This window comes from Burkholderia sp. BCC1996, from assembly GCF_905339955.1.
Lineage (GTDB): Bacteria > Pseudomonadota > Gammaproteobacteria > Burkholderiales > Burkholderiaceae > Burkholderia.
Genome location: NZ_CAJPHM010000009.1, coordinates 129,105 through 147,430 on the forward strand (window position 1 = coordinate 129,105; position 18,326 = coordinate 147,430).

The following is an 18,326-nucleotide window of genomic DNA, read 5'->3' on the forward strand; positions in this document are numbered from 1 at the left end:
TTCGATACTGAAATCCGGCCATGACCGATCCACTCCTGCCCGCCCGATTCGTCACGTCCGACGACGGCCCGTTCGTCGTCGCCGCCGTGCTGTCGCAGCGCGACCCGCGCATCACGCCGCCGCATGCGCACGCGCGCGGCCAGCTCGTCGGCGCACTGAGCGGCGTGGTGTCGATCGGCCTCGACGACCAGGACTGGGTCGTACCGGCGATTCATGCGATCTGGATTCCGCCGCATTGTCGGCATTCGCTGCGCTCGTTCGGGCCGATTTCCGGATGGTCGGCGTTCGTCGCCGAAGCGCGGTGCGCGGGGTTGCCTGACGCGCCGCGCGCGATCCGCACCACGCCGCTGCTTCGCGAAGCCGTGCAGCGCGCGGCAAGCTGGGGCGATGCGGAACTCGATGCCGCGCAGGCGCGCATTGCCGACGTGATCCTCGACGAGATCGCGTCGTCGGAGGTCGAAGCACTGGGGCTGGTGCGGCCGCAGGATCCGCGGCTCATGAAGATCACCGATGCGCTCGCCACGAACCTCGCGAACAACCGGCGACTGGAGGAATGGGCAGCATGGGCCGGCATCGGTGCCCGGACGATGAGCCGCCGCTTCGTCGCCGAGACAGGGCTGACGTTCGCGCAGTGGCGTCAGCAGGCACGGCTGCTGCGGGCGCTGGAGAAAATCGCCGACGGCGTGCCGGTCACGACGATCGCGCTCGATCTCGGGTATGACAACGTGAGCGCGTTCATCGACATGTTCCGGCGGGCGACGGGGACGACGCCGGGAAGGTATATGGAAGCGGGACGATAAGGTCGGCGCGATGCGCGGCGATGACGCAAGCCGATTCCCGTATCCCGTACGATTCAACAAACGAAACAGAATGCGTCCCTTATAAAAGATCCCGTCCGCTTCGCTCAATACGTCCCATCCCCCTTCTTCACCGCGCCCCCACCGTTCCCCTTGAACTGCGCCGCCAACCGCTCCGCACTCCTCGCCAGCAGCGTCGTATCGACCCCCACCGCAACAAACAGCGCCCCCGCTTCCAGATACCGCCGCGCCGCCGCCTCATCCGCGCTGAGAATGCCCGGCGCCTTGCCTGCCGCCTTGATTGCCCGGATCGCGCCGTCGATCGCCGCCTGCACCTCCGGATGCCCCGGATTGCCGAGGTGCCCGAGATCGGCCGCCAGATCGGCCGGCCCGATGAACACGCCATCGACGCCGTCCACCCGCGCAATCGCATCGATCGCGTCGAGCCCGGCACGCGTCTCGACCTGCACGAGCACGGCCATTTCGTCGTTCGCGCGATGCAGATAATCGCCGACGCGGTTCCACCGCGACGCACGCGCGAGCGCACTGCCGACGCCGCGGATCCCGTGCGGCGGATAACGCGTCGCGGCCACCGCCGCGCGCGCTTCGTCGGCGCTCTGCACCATCGGCACGAGCAACGTCTGCGCGCCGAGATCGAGCACCTGCTTGACGATCACCGGATCGTTCCACGGCACGCGCACGACCGGCTGCGACGGATACGGTGCGATCGCCTGCAACTGCGCGAGGATCGTCGGCACCGTGTTCGGCGCATGTTCGCCGTCGATCAGCAGCCAGTCGAAACCGGCGCCCGCGACGACTTCGGCGCTGTACGGATTCGCCAGGCCGAGCCACAACCCGATCTGCGCGTCGCCACGCGCGAGCGCGGCCTTGAAGACATTCGACGGAATCTGCATCGCTCGCTCACCTCATGCGAAATAGCACTGGATCGTCCCGAGCGGGCCGTAGTCGACGCTGAACGTGTCGCCCGAGCGCGCCGCGCACGGCCGCGTGAACGAGCCGCCGAGCACGACCTGCCCCGGCTCCAGCGCGACGTCGAAGCGCGACAGCCGATTCGCCAGCCACGCGACGCCATTGGCCGGATGGTTCAGCACGCCGGCCGCGACGCCCGTTTCCTCGACCACGCCGTTGCGCGACATGATCGCCGCGACCCAGCGCAGGTCGACGTCCTGCGGCCGCACCGGCCGCCCGCCGATCACGACGCCCGCGTTCGCCGCGTTGTCGGCGATCGTGTCGAACACCTTGCGCGGCCGCTTCGTATCGGGGTCGATCGACTGGCTGCGCGCGTCGATGATCTCGAGCGCGGGCACCACGTAATCGACCGCGTCGTACACGTCGAAGATCGTGCAGTTCGGGCCGGTGAGCCGCTTGCCGAGCACGAACGCGAGTTCGACCTCGACGCGCGGCACGATGAAGCGCCCGGCCGGGATCGTGCCGCCGTCGTCGAAGAACATGTCGTCGAGCAGCGCGCCGTAATCGGGCTCGTCGATCTGCGACGTGTTCTGCATCGCCTTCGACGTGAGGCCGATCTTGTGCCCCTTGAGCGTGCGGCCTTCCGCGAGCTTGAGGGCGACCCACGCGCGCTGGATCGCATACGCGTCGTCGATCGTGATGTCGGGATGGTCGAGCGAGATCTGGCGGATCTGCTTGCGTTCGCGCTCGGCGTCGTGCAGACGCTGCGCGAGCTGGTCGATGATGGCGGGTTCGAGCATGGTCGGATCGGGAATGGGGTTCAGCCGGCCCGCTTGTAGCGGGCGTGAATGTTGTTGTGCTTGTACGAGCCGCTTTCGCTGAACTCGGTCAGCTCCATCGACAGCGCGAGATAGCGCTTCGCGTACAGCTCCGCGAAATGCGCCTTGATCGCGTCGAACAGCGCGTCGCACGCGGCCTGCTTGGTCTCGTCGCTGCGGCCCGAGCCGATCTTCAGCGTCACGTGGACGAACGCGTCGTCCTCCGTGCCGTCGGCGACGCAGTAATCCTGCAGCTCGATCGCGCGCGAGCGGATGCCGCCGGTCGGAAACACGCCGCCCTGCGCGATCAGCGTCGCGTTGATCGTGCGCAGCAGCGCGGGAATGCGCGCGTCGTCGCGGATGTTCGCGGTGTATTCGACGACGATGTGTGGCATGGCAACGCTCCGGATAGGTGATGCGGCGCTCAGGCGAGCGGGAAGATCGCGTTGATCTGCCCGGTGCCCGAGCTCGCGAAATAGTCGGTGACGATCTCGACGGGCTTGTCGTAACGATCCCAGCCGAGCAGGCCGAGCAGCATCGCGGTGTCGTGCATGCCGCCTTCGCCGTGACAATGCGTGTTGTACTCGGGCAGCATCGCGCAGAAGGTCCTGAAATCGCCCTGCTTCCAAAGCTCGACCACGCGCAGGTCGACCTGCCGGAAGAACTCGCGGCTGATCTGGTGGATCGATTCCTCCGGGCTGCCGTTGTCGTTGAAGCGATGCGACAGCGAGCCGCTCGCGAGGAACGCGACGTTCGAATCGCTCTTTTCGATCGCCTCGAGCAGCGCCTCGCCGAAGCGCCGGCTTTCGTCGAGCGTATGCCACATGCACCAGCCCGCGATCGACACGACCTTGAAGTGCTGGTCGGCGTTCATGTAGCGCATCGGCACGAGCGTGCCGTATTCGAGTTCGAGGCTGTCGATCTCGTGTGCGCGCGTCGCGATGCCGCGTGCGCTGGCCGTCTCCGCGATCAGGCGGCCGAGTTCGGGGTTGCCCGGATACGCGTACTGCATGTCGCGAATGAAGTGCGGCAGCTCGTTGCTGGTATACGTACCCGCGAACCGCGCATTGCAGTTCACGTGATAGCCGGCGTTGACGAGCCAGTGCACGTCCGACACGACGATCGTATCGACGCCGAGCGCGCGGCAGCGCTCGCCGATCAGCTGGTGGCCGCGGATCGCCGCTTCGCGGCAGCCGTGATGCCTGCCGGGCAACTCCGACAGGTACATCGACGGCACGTGCGTGATCTTCGCGGCGAGGGACAGTTTGCCCATCGTTCAAGTCTCCGTATCGTTCGTTCTTGCTGGCAGCGCCACGACCCGCGCCCGTCACACGCCCCAGCGGGGAATGTGATGCGAACCCATCGAGATGCACACGTTCTTGATCTCCGCGAACACCTCGAAGCTGTACTCGCCGCCTTCGCGCCCGGTGCCCGACTCCTTCACGCCGCCGAACGGCTGGCGCAGGTCGCGCACGTTCTGGCTGTTCACGAACACCATCCCGGCCTCGATCCCGCGCGCGAGGCGATGCACCTTGCCGACGTCCTGCGTCCAGATGTACGACGCGAGCCCGTAGGACGTGTCGTTCGCAAGCCGCAGCCCGTCCTCCTCGTTCTCGAACGGAATCAGGCACGCGACCGGCCCGAAGATCTCTTCCTGCGCGATGCGCATCCGGTTGTCGACGTCGGCGAACACGGTCGGGCGCACGAAATTGCCGTTGCGCAGATGGTCGGCGAGGCCGGCCGGCTTGTCCGCGCCGCCTGCCACCACGCGCGCGCCTTCCTGCTCGCCGATCCGGATGTAGCCGGTCACCTTCTCCCAGTGCTGGCGCGTGATCATCGCGCCGAGCTGCGTCGCCTGATCGGACGGATCGCCGACCACCAGGTTGTTCGCACGGCGCGCGAATTCCTGCACGAAGCGGTCGTAGACCGTGCGCTGCACGAAGATCCGCGAGCCCGCGGTACAGCGCTCGCCGTTGATCGAGAAGATCGTGAACAGCGACGCGTCGAGCGCGCGGTCGAAATCGGCATCGTCGAAAATCAGCACGGGCGACTTGCCGCCGAGCTCCATCGAATATTTCTTCAGGCCCGCGCGCTCCATGATTCGCTTGCCTGTGACCGTGCCGCCCGTGAACGACACCGCGCGCACGTCCGGATGGCGCACCAGCGCGTCGCCGGCCGTCGCGCCGTAACCCTGCACGACGTTCAGCACGCCCGCCGGAATGCCGGCTTCGAGCGCGAGCCGGCCGAGCTGGTCGGCCGTCAGCGGCGACAGCTCCGACATCTTCAGCACGGCCGTGTTGCCGAGCGCGAGACACGGCGCCGTCTTCCACGTCGCGGTCATGAACGGCACGTTCCACGGCGACACCAGCGCGCACACGCCGACCGGCTGGTACAGCGTGTAGTTCAGCATCTGGTCGTCGACCGGATACGTGCGGCCGTTCATCTGCACGCACACTTCCGCGAAGAAGTTGAAGTTCTCGGACGCGCGCGGAATCAGCTGCTTGCTCGTCTGCGCGATCGGCAGGCCGGTGTCCTGTGTCTCGAGCGCGGCGAGCATCGGCACGTTCTTCTCGATCAGCTCGCCGAGCTTGCGCATCAGCTTCGCGCGCTCCTTCGCGGGCGTGTTCGCCCACTTCGGGAATGCGTCCTTCGCCGCGCGCACGGCCGCGTCGACTTCGGCCTCGCCGGCCGACGCGACGTCGGTGATCGCGTCGCCCGTCGCGGGATTCAGCGTCGTGAAGGTCTCGCGGCTCTCGACCTCACGGCCGCCGATCCAGTGCTTGATGGTCATGTGCTCTCCTTGGGCGACGGGCTCAGCCGGCGCGATAGTAGTCTGCTTCGCCGACGATCGTGTTCACGAGCCGGCCGATTCCTTCGATTTCGGTCACCACTTCGTCGCCGGGCTTCGTATCGGCCAGCCCTTCCGGCGTGCCGGTCAGGATCAGGTCGCCCGGCGAGAGCGTCATGAAGCTGCTGATGTGCTCGATCAGCGCGGGCACGTCGAAGATCATGTCGCGCGTGCTGCCGCGCTGCGTCTCCCGGCCGTTCACCGTCGTGCGCAGCGTCAGGTCGCCCGCGTCGCCGATCTCGTCGCGGCTGACGAACCACGGCCCGAGCGGCGTGCAGGTGTCGCGGTTCTTCACGCGCAGGTTCGGGCGGTAGTAGTTTTCGAGGTAATCGCGGATCGCGTAGTCGTTCGCGACCGTGTAGCCGGCGACGTGGTCGAGCGCCTGCGCGCGGCTCACGTTGCGCGCCGGGCGGCCGATCACGACGGCCAGTTCGCACTCGTAGTGCATGTGCGTCGCGTCCGCCGGGCGCACGGTGCGCGAGCGGTGACCGATGAACGTGTTCGGCCCCTTCAGGAAGATCAGCGGCTCGCTCGGCGCGTTGAACGCGAGTTCCTTCGCGTGGTCCGCGTAGTTGAGGCCGAGCGCGAACGTCGTGCGCGGCGCGACGGGCGGCAGCCACGTCACCACGTCCTCGGCGACCACGCGGCCCGTGTCGAGGCGGATCGCGCCGTCGCCGGCCGGTTCGGCCGCATGCAGTGCGCCGTTGTAGATCACGCGCGCCGTCTTCATCGTGCTTCCTCCGCAATCAGCGTATGCCGCAACGTGCCGATGCCGGCGGCGGCAATCTCGATCGTGCTGCCCGCGCGGGCACGCGGTGCGCCACCCGCGACGCCGAGCAGCAGCACGTCGCCCGCGTCGAACGACATGAACGCCGTCACGTCGGCGATCAGTTCCCGCACCGGGCGGATCAGCGTGGCGGTCGACGCGGACACCACGGCATCGCCGTCGATCCGCACGGTCAGGCCGATCGCGTCGACATCGCCGAGCGCGGCCGCCGGCACGATCGCCGGGCCCAGCGGGCAGAAGCCGTCGCGACACTTGAAGCGCACGGCCGGACGGTAGTAATCGGGATGCGGGACCGACACGTCGCTCGCGAGCGTGAAGCCGTGCACATAATCGAGCGCCTGCGCGGCCGGCACGCGCGTCGCGCGCCGCGAGAACACGACGGCCAGCGACGCGCCGATCTCCAGCGCGTCGACGCCCGCGGGCACCACGACGGCCGCGCCATCGGCCGCATGCGTGTTGGCCGGTTTGATGTAAAGGATCGGCGCCTGCGGCGGACGACCGTAAGGCGGTGCGTGCACGGCATCGCCGAGCGCGTCGAGTGCGGCGCGCTCGTTGAGCAGCGCACCGTAGACGGTACCGATGGCGACCGGCAGCGGCGGCGCCGCGGCGGTCCTGCAAGACAGCTCCATGCGTCATTCCCCTGCCGCGCGTCGCGGCGCATCGTCAATAGTTAACATCTTAAGTAAACAATCGGACGCTGGCAACCGCGATTACCCTGATACATGAAATTCAGCACCGTCGGCTGTTAAGATTGATGCGTCCCCGTCCATTCCCCACCCCCGATGAACCGTACGCTCGACCATCGCAACCTGGCCATGCTGCTGCTCGAGGCCCGCGAAACGCTGATGGGCCTGTTCCGCCCCATTCTCAAGGAATTCGCGCTGACCGAACAGCAATGGCGGATCATCCGCGTGCTCGACGGCGAGCCGGCGAATGCGCTCGAAGCGGGACAGATCGCGCGCCGCTGCTGCATCCTCAGCCCGAGCCTCACCGGCGTGCTGGAACGGATGGAGCGCGACGGCCTGATTACGCGCACACGCGCGCAGGAAGATCAGCGCCGGCTGCTGGTGAGCCTGACGCCGCAAAGCAGGAAGCTGGTGACCGAAATCGGCCCGCGCATCGACGAGCAGTATCGCCAGCTCGAAGCGCGTTTCGGCCAGGACGGCCTGGACGACATCTACCGTGCGCTCGACCGGCTGATCGAACTCGGCAGCGCGTCGTAGGGCCTGCCGCGGCCGGACCGCGGCGAGCAGCGGCGGGCGAACCCGAACCCGGGAACCGGCAAGCCGCTGATCGCGCGGGCCGTCAGTGCAGCGCCCCGCGCATCAGTTGGGTCACCGCGACGCCGCGGGACGTGCGCATGCATTCCTCGACGTAATCGATGAACGGCAGCGGCTCGAAATCGATTTCGTCGCGCACGCGGCGGTTGTCGAACACGCGATCGACCGTCGCGAACTCCGCGCCACGCTGCAACGCCCGGCCGATCACGCGCTCGAGCGCCGGATCGGACCGCCCGAGCACGTCGCGCACCACGAGCGGCAGGTCGGCCGGCGCACACGCGGCGTAACGCGGCGCACCCGTCATGCCGGCCGCCTCGTCCATCGCGCGTACGATCTGCGCGACCTGCGGCGCCTCGTCGCCGGCCGACACGTGGTACACGTCGTGCATCAGCGTCGGCTTCACGGCCAGCAGCATCGTCGCGCGTGCGACGTCGTCGACCGACACGATGTCGATGCGCGTCATCGGCCGTGCCGTGAAGCGGCGCGCCGCGTGCGCGACGCGGAACATCCAGAACGAATTCGGCGCGGGCCGCGTGCCGAGCACCGTGTGACCGACGACGTGCGACGGACGCACGACGACGAGCGGCAGCCCGAGCGCGCGCAGGCGCTGCTCCGTTTCCGCCTTCGCCTGCAGGTAGCCGGCCGCGAGCACCGCGCCGTGCAGCCCGTCGCTGCCCTGCGCCGCGTCGCTCGCGGCCGCACCCGCCATTTCCTCGTAAACGATCCCGCCGCGGCCCGCATGCGCGTAAGCGGTGCCGACGTACACGAAACGCTGCAGTTGCGGTGCGTGCGCGAACCGCTCGGCAAAGCGCAGCGAATCGGCGAGATCAGCCCGCAGATGCGAACCGTCGGCCGGCGACGCGTGGCCCGCGCAGTGAATCACGTGCGTCGCGCCGGCGAGACGCGGCGCGTCGGCGCCCTGCCACACGTCGCCGAGTGTACCGACGACCACGTTCGCGTCGCCGAGACGCGATGCCCAGTACGGCGCGAGCCCTGCGCGCAGCGCCGCTTCACGCAAACGCGCGACCGCGTGGCCGCGATTCCCGGCGCGCACGACACACACGATGCGCTCGAGCAAGCCTGCGTTGACGAGCGCCGTCAGCACGGTACTGCCGATGAAGCCGGTCGCGCCGGTGAGCACCAGCCGCCCGACGTTGGCCGCCGCGACCGGTGCGCTGGCCGGCGACACGAGGCTCGTGCGCCAGTTGAGCGACAACGCGGTTTTCCAGATCAGCACGATAGTCTCCTTCGAAGAATCGGCCGGACGGCGCGCCAGCCCCGGATCGCGGCGCTGCGCACGGCGGTCGGCCGGGCCGGGGCCGACGCTCGCCCCGGCAGTCCCGACCGGCTGCGGCCCGCGATCGCGTCGATCGCGTCTCTGACACGAGGTGGCGGCTTGCCACGGACGGGCCGTCCGCGGCCCAGGATCGGGAAAATCCCAGTGTGGGGCCGGATCGTCCGGAAGTCTGTCCTGAAAGTTTCGTGAAAGTGTGTGGATTTGTGCACGAATGTCGGGGTGTGTCGTGCCGGCCGGGTCGTCAACTCGGTGAAACGCCCGGTCGGGCAGCTTGCGACGGAGGTTCGCCGGCGTGCTGCGGGCCAGCGCTTCGGCGCGACACATCGACGCGCCCCGGCCTAGTCATCGCATATCCCGGGCCGACCCGGAGCGAGGCCGCGGCACGCAGATCGCGGTGTCGTCTGCGTTTGCACGCGGGGCCGGAATCCGCGCGTATCGTCAGACGTCCTTTCATCCGAGACACCAATAGACACAATGCGGATTTATTGAGGATTATCGCTTGCGTTTCACTGCAGTCTATCTAGACTATCCAAACCAAATCGGTCGAATGTGTCATTTTCTACTTTCCAGGAGACGTTCCAATGCGCCTCACTATCCGGATTAATGGCAGCGAATCGGCAACCCGGCACTCGTACGCGGTGTTGTGGGTCGATACCGACGAGCGGCTGTGGTCGCGCGAGGCACACCAGGGCATCGATCTCCCGGCCTGGGGCAAGGTTCGGGACGTGGAAGGCGCGATGGCCCTCTGCGCCGCCGACAGCGGGAATGCCGTGTGCCAGTTGAAGGGCCTGTCGTTCAGCGCGATGCAGCGCGAACAAGGTCCCGCGGTGCTCGCCGGCGAGCACCCCGACGGCGCGTGGCGCCTGCAGGCGGTCGATCGCTCCACGGCGGAGCCGGAATACCACGAATTCATTTCCGTCGCGCGATAGGTATTTTTGACGGCAATCCTCTGCGGTTTTCGGGTTTATTCCGGTTTCCGTGATATTCATTTCGATATTCAGAAATAACGGCGCCTCTCTTCGAGGCGTTTTTATTTTTCCGTCCCGAAAATAATCGGGGCCGGGTTGATTGAGTCGCCCCCCGGTCACGACCCGCCGCGCGATTCCGATTCGTCGGCGACATCGGGCAATGCCCGCGCGGCCATTCCTGCCTTCGTTCCCGCCTTCGTTCCCGCCTTCGTCCCGCCTTTTCCGCCCGAAGCCCGGTCGCCGACGCGCATCTTTTACGGGGCCGAAGCACAGTTTCCCCACACGACGTTTACTCATTTATTACAATCACATTATTCCAATTGACTTGCCGCCGTCCGGCGGCCCGACCCGGCCCTTGCATGCGCGTGAAAAAGAAGACCCACCCCGCCGATCCGTACGCCGCCGCGACCAAGCACCCGATGCTCGCGTCGCGCTTGCCGATGTGGCGCTCGAAGCTGGTCGTGATCATGGTGTCCCTCGGTTTCGCCGCGCTGATCGGACGCGCGTTCTGGGTGCAGGTCGCGAATCAGGATTTCTATGTCGGTGAGGGCCAGAAGCGCTACCAGCGCACGATCGAGCTCGACGCGATGCGCGGGCGCATCGTCGACCGCAACGGCGCGATGCTCGCGGTCAGCCTGTCGACCTATGAAATCTGGGCGAACCCGAAACAGGTCGCCGAAATCGACTATCCGCAGATCGCGAAGCTGCTCGACATGCCGCTCGCGGAGGTGAAGCGCCGCCTGCGCAACGACCGTACGTTCGTGCTGCTCAAGCGGCAGATCGACGCCGAGACCGCAAGCCGGCTCGGCAAGCTCGAGATCGACGGCATCACGCAGATCGCCGATTCGAAGCGCTTCTATCCGGAGGGCGAATCGGCCGCGCACGTGGTCGGCTTCACCAACGTCGAGGACAAGGGTCAGGAAGGCGTCGAGCTCGCGGCGAACGGGCGGCTGTCGGGTACGTCCGGGCAGCGCGAGGTGATCCGCGACCGGCTCGGCCGCATCGTGTCCGACACGCGCCCGCTCGTGCCCGCGCAGCACGGCGCGACGATCGAACTGACGATCGACCGGCGGATCCAGCAACTCGCGTTCAGCCAGCTCAAGGCCGCGGTGCTCGAGAACAACGCGGTGGCCGGCAGCGTCGTCGTGCTCGACGCGCAGAACGGCGAAATCCTCGCGCTCGCGAACTATCCGACCTTCGACCCGAACGACCGTGCACGCCTCACGGGCCAGCAGCTGCGCAACCGCGCGGTGATCGACACGTTCGAGCCGGGCTCGACGATCAAGCCGCTCGTCGTCGCGCTGTCGATCGACGAGCGCAAGGTCACGCCGAACACGATCATCAACACGTCGCCGGGCACCTACAAGATCGGCCCGGCCGTGATCCACGACACGTCGAACCACGGCTCGCTGACCGTCTCGCAGGCACTGCAGAAGTCGAGCAACGTCGCGCTCGCGAAGCTGGCGCTGAACCTGCCCGCCGAAACGATCTGGAACAAGTACCAGGAATACGGGATCGGCCGCGCGCCGGAACTGACGTTCCCGGGCGTCGCGTCGGGCCGCCTGCGCGGCTACAAGCGCTGGCGGCCGATCGAGCAGGCGACGATGGCGTACGGCTACGGGCTGTCGATGTCGCTGCTGCAGATCGCGCAGACCTACACCGCCTATGCGGGCGACGGCACGCTGCACCCGGTGTCGCTGCTGAGGAACGGTTCCGACCCGCAGACGGTCGAGGCCCATCGCGGCCATCGCGTGACGTCGCCGCAGACCGCGGCGGCGATCCGTTCGATGCTCGAGTCGGCCGTCGGCGAAGGCGGCACGGGGCGCCGCGCGCGCGTCGACGGCTACCGGATCGGCGGCAAGACGGGCACGGCGCGCAAGCAGGTCGGCGCAACCTATGCGAAGGGCAAGTACCGCGCACTGTTCGCGGGGATGGCGCCGATGAGCAACCCCCGCCTGATCGTCGCGGTAATGATCGACGAGCCGCGCGGCAAGGGTTATTACGGCGGCACGGTGGCCGGCCCGGTGTTCTCGTCGGTCACGAGCGGCTCGCTGCAGCTGCTCGGCGTGCCGCCGGACGCGCCGGTCGAGCCCACGCCGAATGCGCCGCTCAAGGCTGCCGCGCCGCAAAAGACGGTCGCGGCGCCGAAGGCCGCCGTGCAACCGAAGACGGCAGCCGGGCAACAGGCGTCGGCACCTGTGAAAACGGCCGCGCAAGCCGGCGCGGCCGTACAGACGAAGGCGGCGGGCTGAAGCCGCCTGGGTGTTGGTGGAGTCGCCGGGCGTGGCGCGGCGGCGAACAGGTCGGCTGACCGATCGAGATCGGCCGTTCGCTACGTAGAACCCGCCGCACGCGCCGTTCCGAGAGGCCGGCGCAATCCTGTAATCCCGGCGATCCGCGCAGTCGCGGCGATCCTGTCGATCCGAGCGATCCCGGCCGCTAACCATCAATGCGCGGCCGCCACCGGCTTCGCCATCCTGCCGAGCACGTGCTCGGTCATCCCGCGCGCGAGTTCGCTCTCGCCCATGAACACGGTGCCGATGCCCTCGCTCGACAGCAGGTCGGCCTCGTCGCTGCTGTTCGTGCACAGCACGACCTCCAGCGCCGGATTGAGCGTGCGCGAGATCTCGACGATCTGCCGCACGTCGAATACGTCCGGCAGCGTGACGACCAGCATCCCGGCGCGCGCGATATGCGCCTGCACGAGCACGATCGGCTCGATCGCGTCGCCCGACACGGCCGCGACGCCGTCCGCGCGCAGCTTCTCGACGAGCTCGCGATTCTGCTCGACGACGACATAGGCGATCCCGCGCTCGTCCAGCGCATGCGCGATCCGCGTGCCGACCTTGCCGTAGCCGACGATCACGACCTGGCCGGTCAGGTGCGTCTGCGGCGTCGACATCGGCAGCGCGGCGAGCGGATCGTCGCGTGCCTCGAGCTTGCGCGCGAACACCGAATGCTTGCGGATCCATGCGAGCGCCGGATCGATCATCGCGAACAGCAGCGTGTTCATCGCGATCGAGATCAGCGCGACCGCGAGAATCAGGCTTTGCCCCTCGGCCGACAGCAGCCCGAGCGCACGGCCGAGCCCCGCGAGGATGAACGAGAACTCGCCGATCTGGGCGAGACCGGCCCCGACCGTCAGCGCGGTGTTCAGCGGATAGCGGAACGCGATCACGAGCGCGACCGCCGCGAGCGTCTTGCCGATCAGCACGATCGCCGCGACCTCGATCACATGCAGCGGCTCGGCGAGCAGCACCTTCGGGTCGAACAGCATCCCGACCGAAATGAAGAACAACACCGAGAACGCGTCGCGCAGCGGCAGCGTCTCGTCGGCGGCACGCCGGCTGAACTCCGACTCGCGCATCATCATCCCGGCGAAGAACGCGCCGAGCGCGAACGACACGTCGAACATCTTTGCCGCGCCGAACGCGATGCCGACCGCCGCGGCGATCATGCACAGCGTGAACAGTTCGCGCGAACCGGTGCGCGCGACGAGCCACAGGATGCGCGGGAACACGCGCTTGCCGACCACGAGCATCAGCGCGATGAACGCGGCGACCTTCAGCATCGTGACGCCGAGCGTGCCCCACACGCTGCCGCCGGCCGCGTGCGCGTCGCCGGGCGGCGTGCCGCCGAGCAGCCCCGCGACGGGCGGCAGCAGCACGAGCACGAGCACCATCACGAGATCCTCGACGACGAGCCAGCCGACCGCGATGCGTCCGTTGACGGTCTCGACGAGCCCGCGCCCCTCGAGCGCCCGCAACAGCACGACCGTGCTCGCGACCGACAGCGCGAGCCCGAACACGAGCGCCGCGCCGAGGCTCCAGCCCCAGGTGAGCGCGAGCCCGCCGCCGAGCAGCGTCGCGACGGTAATCTGGACGACGGCCCCCGGCAGCGCGATCTTCCTCACCGCGAGCAGGTCGCCGAGCGAAAAATGGAGGCCGACGCCGAACATCAGCAGCATCACGCCGACTTCCGCGAGCTGCTGCGCGAGCGACAGGTCGCCGACGAAACCGGGCGTGCCGGGGCCGATCACGATCCCGGCGAGCAGATAGCCGACGAGCGGCGGCATTTTCAGCAGCGACGCGAGGTAACCGAAGATCATCGCGAGACCGAAACCGGCCGCGAGCAACGCAATCAGGCTGATGTCATGAGGCATCCCCCCTCCCGAGTTCTTGTAACGATTTAGTAAGGTTCAAGAATGGAAGGATAAGGGATGAGGCGAAAAATTGGCGCGCCACCGCGAAAAATTCACGCATTGGTGCGCCATTGCGGGGTGCAACCCCGGTCGGGCGGAACGCGCCCCGCGGGCCGGCCGGCGCCGCGAGGCGGAGCGGGTGGGCGGGGCCGGATGCCCCGCCGCGTGGGTCAGCGCGACGCTTGCGGGAACCGCGCGCCCGGCGGCGGCTCCGGCCGCGTCGACGGCACGCTCTTGCGCACCTTCGCGACCTGCGCGGCCGTGATCGCCGTCCCCGTATTGCCCCAGCTCGTGCGCACGAAGTTCGACACGTCCGCGACTTCCTGGTCCGACAGGCGCCAGCCGAACGGCGGCATCGTGAAGGTCGACGGCGCGGTGTGCGTGCCCTTCAGCGCGCTGCCCGACAGCACGACGTGGATTACCGAAGTCGGATCGTCGCCCTGCAGGACCGGGTTGCCGGCGAGCGCCGGGAACACCCGCGCGTAGCCGTGGCCGTCGCTGCGGTGGCAGGCCATGCAGTTGTCGCGATAGACCGCCGCGCCCGGCTTGCTCGCGTCGCCGGTCTGCAGCGCGTGCGCGGCCGTCGCGTCGTACGCGTACGGTGTCTCGCCCTGCACCTTTGGCGGCAGCGTCTTCAGGTAGCGTGCGATCGCCGTGAGATCGTCGTCGCTCATGTGCTGCATGCTGTGGCCGACCACGTCCGTCATCCCGCCGAACGCGGCCGTGCGCAGCGTGCGGCCGGTCTTCAGGAACTGCACGATCTCGGTTTCGTTCCACGTGCCGAACCCGGTGCGCGGCTCGCCGCGCAGGCTGGTCGGCACCCAGCCGTCGATCGCCGCGCCGCCGGCCAGGAAGTCGAGGCCGCCCGCGTCGGTCAGCGCGCGTTCCTGCATCGTCGCCGCCCGCGGCGTGTGGCACGCGCCGCAATGGCCGAGTCCCTGCACGAGATACGCGCCGCGCGCGACCACCGGATCGGTGTACGGCGCCGCATCGAACGGCTTCGGCGCCGGCGCGAACATCTTGCGCCAGAACGTCAGCGGCCAGCGCATCGACAGCGGCCACACGATGTCGACCGCGCGGTTCTCGTGCTCGACCGGCGCGACGCCGTGCATGAAGTACGCGTACAGCGCCTTCATGTCGTCGTCGGTCAGCCGCGAATACGACGGGAACGGCATCGCCGGGTACATCGTGTCGCCGTTCTTGCGCACGCCCTCGCGCACCGCGCGGGTGAAGTCCTCATACGTCCAGCCGCCGAGGCCCGTCTTCGGGTCCGGCGTGATGTTCGTCGAGTAGATGCCGCCGATCGGCGTGTCGAACTTCAGCCCGCCCGCGAACGGCTTGCCGCCGCTCGCGGTGTGGCACGCGATGCAGTCGCCCGCGCGGGCCAGATATTCGCCGCGCTTGACGAGGTTCGCGTCGGCAGACTGCGCGACCGGTGCGGCGGCCGGGCCCGAAGCCGCGGCGGGCGCGGATGCCGGCTGCGCGAACGCGGCGCCGCCCGCGAGACCGAACGCCGCCCATGCCGTGCCGATCGCCAGTGCGCGCCGCAGCGGGGAAATCCGGCGCGCGGCGTTGTGGTGGTTCACTGTCCTCTTCATACGGTCACCAGCGGGGCGGGATTTTTCAGGTATTGCTCGCGGATCGCACGTGCCGACCAGTAGGCCAGCGCCGCGATGATCCCGGTCGGGTTGTAGCCGATGCCCTGCGGCAGCGCCGACGCGCCCATCACGAACACGTTGTGCACGTCCCAGCACTGCAGGTAGCGGTTCAGCACGCTCGTCTTCGGATCGGTGCCCATGATCGCGCCGCCGACCAGGTGAGTCGTCTGGTACGCGCGCGAATCGAAGTGCTTGCCGAACTCGCGCGTCGACACGCCGATCGCCTTCGGCCCCATCGCCTCCGCGATCTTCTTCATCTGTCCGGTCACGTATTGCGCCATCCTGATGTCGTTGTCCTTCCAGTCGAAGGTCATCCGCAGCAGCGGCTGGCCGTACGAATCGCGATAGGTCGGATCGAGGTCGAGATACACGTCGCGGTACGACATGTTCGTGCCGTGCGCGTCCATCGAGATCGTGTGCGCGTAGTTGTCCTTCACGGCCTTCTTCCACGCCGAGCCCCACTGCGGCGTGCCGGGCGGCGTCGCGATGCCGCTGATCGGCTTCACGCCGGCCTGGTTCACCCACAGCGGCGAGCCGCCGACGAAGCCGAGCGGGCCGTGGTCGAAGTTGTCGGCGTTGAAGTCGTCCACCGCGACGCCGTTGCCGCCCGCGCCGATGAACGGGTTCGTGTAGGTGTCCTTGTCGAAGAACGCCTTGATCGTCGACAGGTTCTGGTACGCGAAATTGCGGCCCACCACGCCTTCGCCCGAGATCGGGTCGTACGGCTTGCCGATGCCCGACAGCAGCAGCAGGTGCACGTTGTGATACTGGAACGCGGCGACGATCACGAGATCGGCCGGCTGGTGCACTTCACGGCCGGCCGGGTCGACGTAGGTGACGCCCGTCGCGCGCTTCTTCGTGTCGTCGAGGTCCACGCGCAGCACGTGGCACTTCGAGCGCAGCTCGAAGTTCGGCACCTGCTTCAGCGCCGGGAGGATGTTCAGGTTCGGCGACGCCTTCGAGTACATGTAGCACGCGTAGCCGCTGCAGTAGCCGCAGAAGTTGCACGGCCCCATCTGCACGCCGTACGGGTTCGTGTACGGACCCGACGTGTTCGCCGATGGCAGCCGGTACGGATGCAGCCCGAGCGACTTCGCGGCATCGGAGAAGCGCTGCGCCGAATACGTATTGAGCTGCGCGGGCAGCGGGAAGTTGTCGCTGCGGTTCGCCTCGAACACGTTGCCGTCGCCGACCACCTTGCCGCCGACCTTGTACGCCTGCCCCGACGTGCCGAACACCTTCTCGGCGAAGTCGAAATACGGCTCGAGTTCGTCGTAGGTAACGCCCGTGTCCTGGATCGTCATCCCTTCGGGGATGAACTTCTTGCCGTAGCGCTCTTCGTAGTGGCTGCGCAGGCGCAGCTCTTCCGGCGTGATCCGGAAATGCACGCCCGACCAGTGCAGCCCCGCGCCGCCGACGCCCTCGCCCGGCAGGAACGCGGCAAGCTGCCGGTACGGCAGCGCGGTGTCCTGCACGCCGTGGCGGATCGACACGGTCGTCTTCGACAGGTCGAGGAACAGCTTCTTGCGGACGTTGTAGGTCAGCTCGTCGATCGTGTTCGGATACGCGCCGTCCGGATAGGTGTCGCGATACTCGCCACGCTCGAGCGCGACGACGTTCAGGCCCGCTTCGGTCAGTTCCTTCGCGAGAATCGCGCCGGTCCAGCCGAAGCCGACGATCACCGCATCGACGTGCGGCTTCTTTTCTGCGGCCATCAGGTGCGCTCCCCGTTGATCGAGACGGGGCCGTACGGGTACGGCTTGCCGTTCTGGTTGACGAAATCCATGAAGTCGGCGCGCGCGCCCGGAAAACCGATCATCTTCCACGCGGCCATGTCGTGATTGCCGCCATGCACCGGATCGCAGAAGTAGCCTTCGCGCGTGTTCTGCAGCAACAGGCCGAAGAACACCGCGGACGGCACGTCGTCGATCTGCGCGCCGCCTTTTTCCAGTTCGCCGAGCACGGTGTCGCGGGTCGGAGCGTCGAGGTCGGCGAACGCCTTGCCGTGGGCCTTTTCGCAATAGCGGTTGACCGCCGCGATGCCGAGCCGGTAGATGTCGCGCGGCACGAGCTTGAGCTGGTAGCCGAGCTCGGGCACGCCCTGCTGGAACGGCCCCTGCATGTACCACGTCGCGCCGTGCGCGTACGGGGTTTCCATCTGGCGGTCGATGAATTCGGGCACGCCGGATTCGAGCGCGCCAGGGCCTTCGGCATCGGCCGGGATCAGCCGGTCGACGGCGGCCTGGACGAACGCCCACTCCTTCGCATCGAAGAAGGTCGGCTTGTACGGCGCGCGTTCAGCGCCGGCCGACGCGGTGGAGGCATTGCCGGCCGTGGTCGAGGACGACGACGAGCGCAGGTCGCAACCGGCGACCGACGCGATCGGCACGAGCGCGACCGACGTGCGCAGGAAGCGGCGACGCGAGTTGGGTTTGTCGGGTGGCGTGGACATGGTCGGATGTTGATCGTTGGGGAGCGTGATTCGGGAACCCGCATTCCGGATGCGGCATACCCGACACGGTAGCCATGCCGCGCGCGGCCGGCCGTCCTTTCTTGCGATGTTGCGAGCAAGCTCGATGCAGGCGCCGGCCGCGCACTGCGCGGTGGCGCCCGTCATGCAGCCGCGCGGCGCGCCGGTTCCGGCAGCCGCGCGGGGTCGACCTCTTCGCGGGTCTTATCGTCGGACAAATACAGGCTTGCCGCCCGCATCTGCCCCTCATCGCCATGGCCTATTCAACTTAG

16 protein-coding genes are annotated in these 18,326 nt (G+C 67.9%); 4 read left to right on the forward strand and 12 right to left on the reverse strand.

Annotated elements, in window-relative coordinates; all coding sequences use genetic code 11:
* The first annotated feature begins 20 nt into the window (after nt 1-20).
* Nucleotides 21-800, forward strand: a complete 780-nt coding sequence (locus tag U4Z64_RS15495) for an AraC family transcriptional regulator (protein WP_124665826.1) — start codon at nt 21-23, stop codon at nt 798-800.
* A gap of 104 nt (nt 801-904) precedes the next feature.
* On the opposite strand, the gene hpaI is transcribed toward U4Z64_RS15495, so the two are convergent.
* The 7 genes from hpaI to U4Z64_RS15530 are packed head-to-tail and all read right to left on the reverse strand — an operon-like array spanning nt 905 to nt 6,809.
* Entirely contained in the window at nt 905-1,711 is an 807-nt protein-coding gene (gene hpaI, locus U4Z64_RS15500) for a 4-hydroxy-2-oxoheptanedioate aldolase (protein ID WP_321820403.1), read from the reverse strand.
* 12 nt (nt 1,712-1,723) lie between these two features.
* A complete protein-coding gene (gene hpaH / locus U4Z64_RS15505; protein WP_124484945.1) occupies nt 1,724-2,527 on the reverse strand; it encodes a 2-oxo-hept-4-ene-1,7-dioate hydratase in 804 nt (267 codons plus the stop codon).
* 20 nt (nt 2,528-2,547) lie between these two features.
* Nucleotides 2,548-2,940: a 5-carboxymethyl-2-hydroxymuconate Delta-isomerase gene (locus U4Z64_RS15510; protein WP_044842970.1), complete on the reverse strand. Its 393-nt coding sequence runs from the start codon at nt 2,938-2,940 to the stop codon at nt 2,548-2,550.
* A 29-nt stretch (nt 2,941-2,969) separates the two neighbouring features.
* Nucleotides 2,970-3,818 (reverse strand): 3,4-dihydroxyphenylacetate 2,3-dioxygenase, encoded by an 849-nt coding sequence (gene hpaD, locus U4Z64_RS15515; RefSeq protein WP_321820404.1) that lies wholly within the window; start codon nt 3,816-3,818, stop codon nt 2,970-2,972.
* Between the two features lie 54 nt (nt 3,819-3,872).
* Nucleotides 3,873-5,336, reverse strand: coding sequence for a 5-carboxymethyl-2-hydroxymuconate semialdehyde dehydrogenase (gene hpaE, locus U4Z64_RS15520; RefSeq protein ID WP_321820405.1), 1,464 nt, complete (start codon nt 5,334-5,336; stop codon nt 3,873-3,875).
* 22 nt (nt 5,337-5,358) lie between these two features.
* Nucleotides 5,359-6,123 (reverse strand): fumarylacetoacetate hydrolase family protein, encoded by a 765-nt coding sequence (locus U4Z64_RS15525; RefSeq protein ID WP_257772484.1) that lies wholly within the window; start codon nt 6,121-6,123, stop codon nt 5,359-5,361.
* Nucleotides 6,120-6,809, reverse strand: coding sequence for a fumarylacetoacetate hydrolase family protein (locus U4Z64_RS15530; RefSeq protein ID WP_044842966.1), 690 nt, complete (start codon nt 6,807-6,809; stop codon nt 6,120-6,122). The genes U4Z64_RS15525 and U4Z64_RS15530 overlap by 4 nt, the downstream gene beginning before the upstream one ends.
* A gap of 153 nt (nt 6,810-6,962) precedes the next feature.
* Here U4Z64_RS15530 and hpaR point away from each other — a divergent pair, with 153 nt between their 5' ends.
* Complete coding sequence (hpaR, locus tag U4Z64_RS15535; RefSeq protein ID WP_124665820.1) at nt 6,963-7,403, forward strand: homoprotocatechuate degradation operon regulator HpaR; 441 nt, start codon at nt 6,963-6,965, stop codon at nt 7,401-7,403.
* Between the two features lie 82 nt (nt 7,404-7,485).
* Here hpaR and U4Z64_RS15540 read toward each other — a convergent pair whose 3' ends face one another.
* Complete coding sequence (locus tag U4Z64_RS15540; RefSeq protein ID WP_321820406.1) at nt 7,486-8,697, reverse strand: SDR family oxidoreductase; 1,212 nt, start codon at nt 8,695-8,697, stop codon at nt 7,486-7,488.
* 641 nt (nt 8,698-9,338) lie between these two features.
* Here U4Z64_RS15540 and U4Z64_RS15545 point away from each other — a divergent pair.
* A complete protein-coding gene (locus U4Z64_RS15545; protein WP_044842963.1) occupies nt 9,339-9,686 on the forward strand; it encodes a DUF3564 family protein in 348 nt (115 codons plus the stop codon).
* Nucleotides 9,687-10,084: 398 nt separating this feature from the next.
* Nucleotides 10,085-11,977, forward strand: a complete 1,893-nt coding sequence (locus tag U4Z64_RS15550) for a peptidoglycan D,D-transpeptidase FtsI family protein (RefSeq protein WP_321820407.1) — start codon at nt 10,085-10,087, stop codon at nt 11,975-11,977.
* Nucleotides 11,978-12,171: 194 nt separating this feature from the next.
* Here U4Z64_RS15550 and U4Z64_RS15555 read toward each other — a convergent pair whose 3' ends face one another.
* The 4 genes from U4Z64_RS15555 to U4Z64_RS15570 form a co-directional block, all read right to left on the reverse strand.
* Nucleotides 12,172-13,887, reverse strand: coding sequence for a cation:proton antiporter (locus tag U4Z64_RS15555; RefSeq protein WP_321820408.1), 1,716 nt, complete (start codon nt 13,885-13,887; stop codon nt 12,172-12,174).
* A gap of 209 nt (nt 13,888-14,096) precedes the next feature.
* The gene (locus U4Z64_RS15560) at nt 14,097-15,524 is read right to left on the reverse strand and encodes a cytochrome c (RefSeq protein WP_321820409.1); all 1,428 of its coding nucleotides are present in this window, start codon (nt 15,522-15,524) and stop codon (nt 14,097-14,099) included.
* Entirely contained in the window at nt 15,521-17,299 is a 1,779-nt protein-coding gene (locus tag U4Z64_RS15565) for a GMC family oxidoreductase (RefSeq protein WP_321820410.1), read from the reverse strand. The genes U4Z64_RS15560 and U4Z64_RS15565 overlap by 4 nt, the downstream gene beginning before the upstream one ends.
* Nucleotides 17,299-18,036: a gluconate 2-dehydrogenase subunit 3 family protein gene (locus U4Z64_RS15570; RefSeq protein WP_321795266.1), complete on the reverse strand. Its 738-nt coding sequence runs from the start codon at nt 18,034-18,036 to the stop codon at nt 17,299-17,301. The genes U4Z64_RS15565 and U4Z64_RS15570 overlap by 1 nt, the downstream gene beginning before the upstream one ends.
* Between the last annotated feature and the right edge of the window lie 290 nt (nt 18,037-18,326).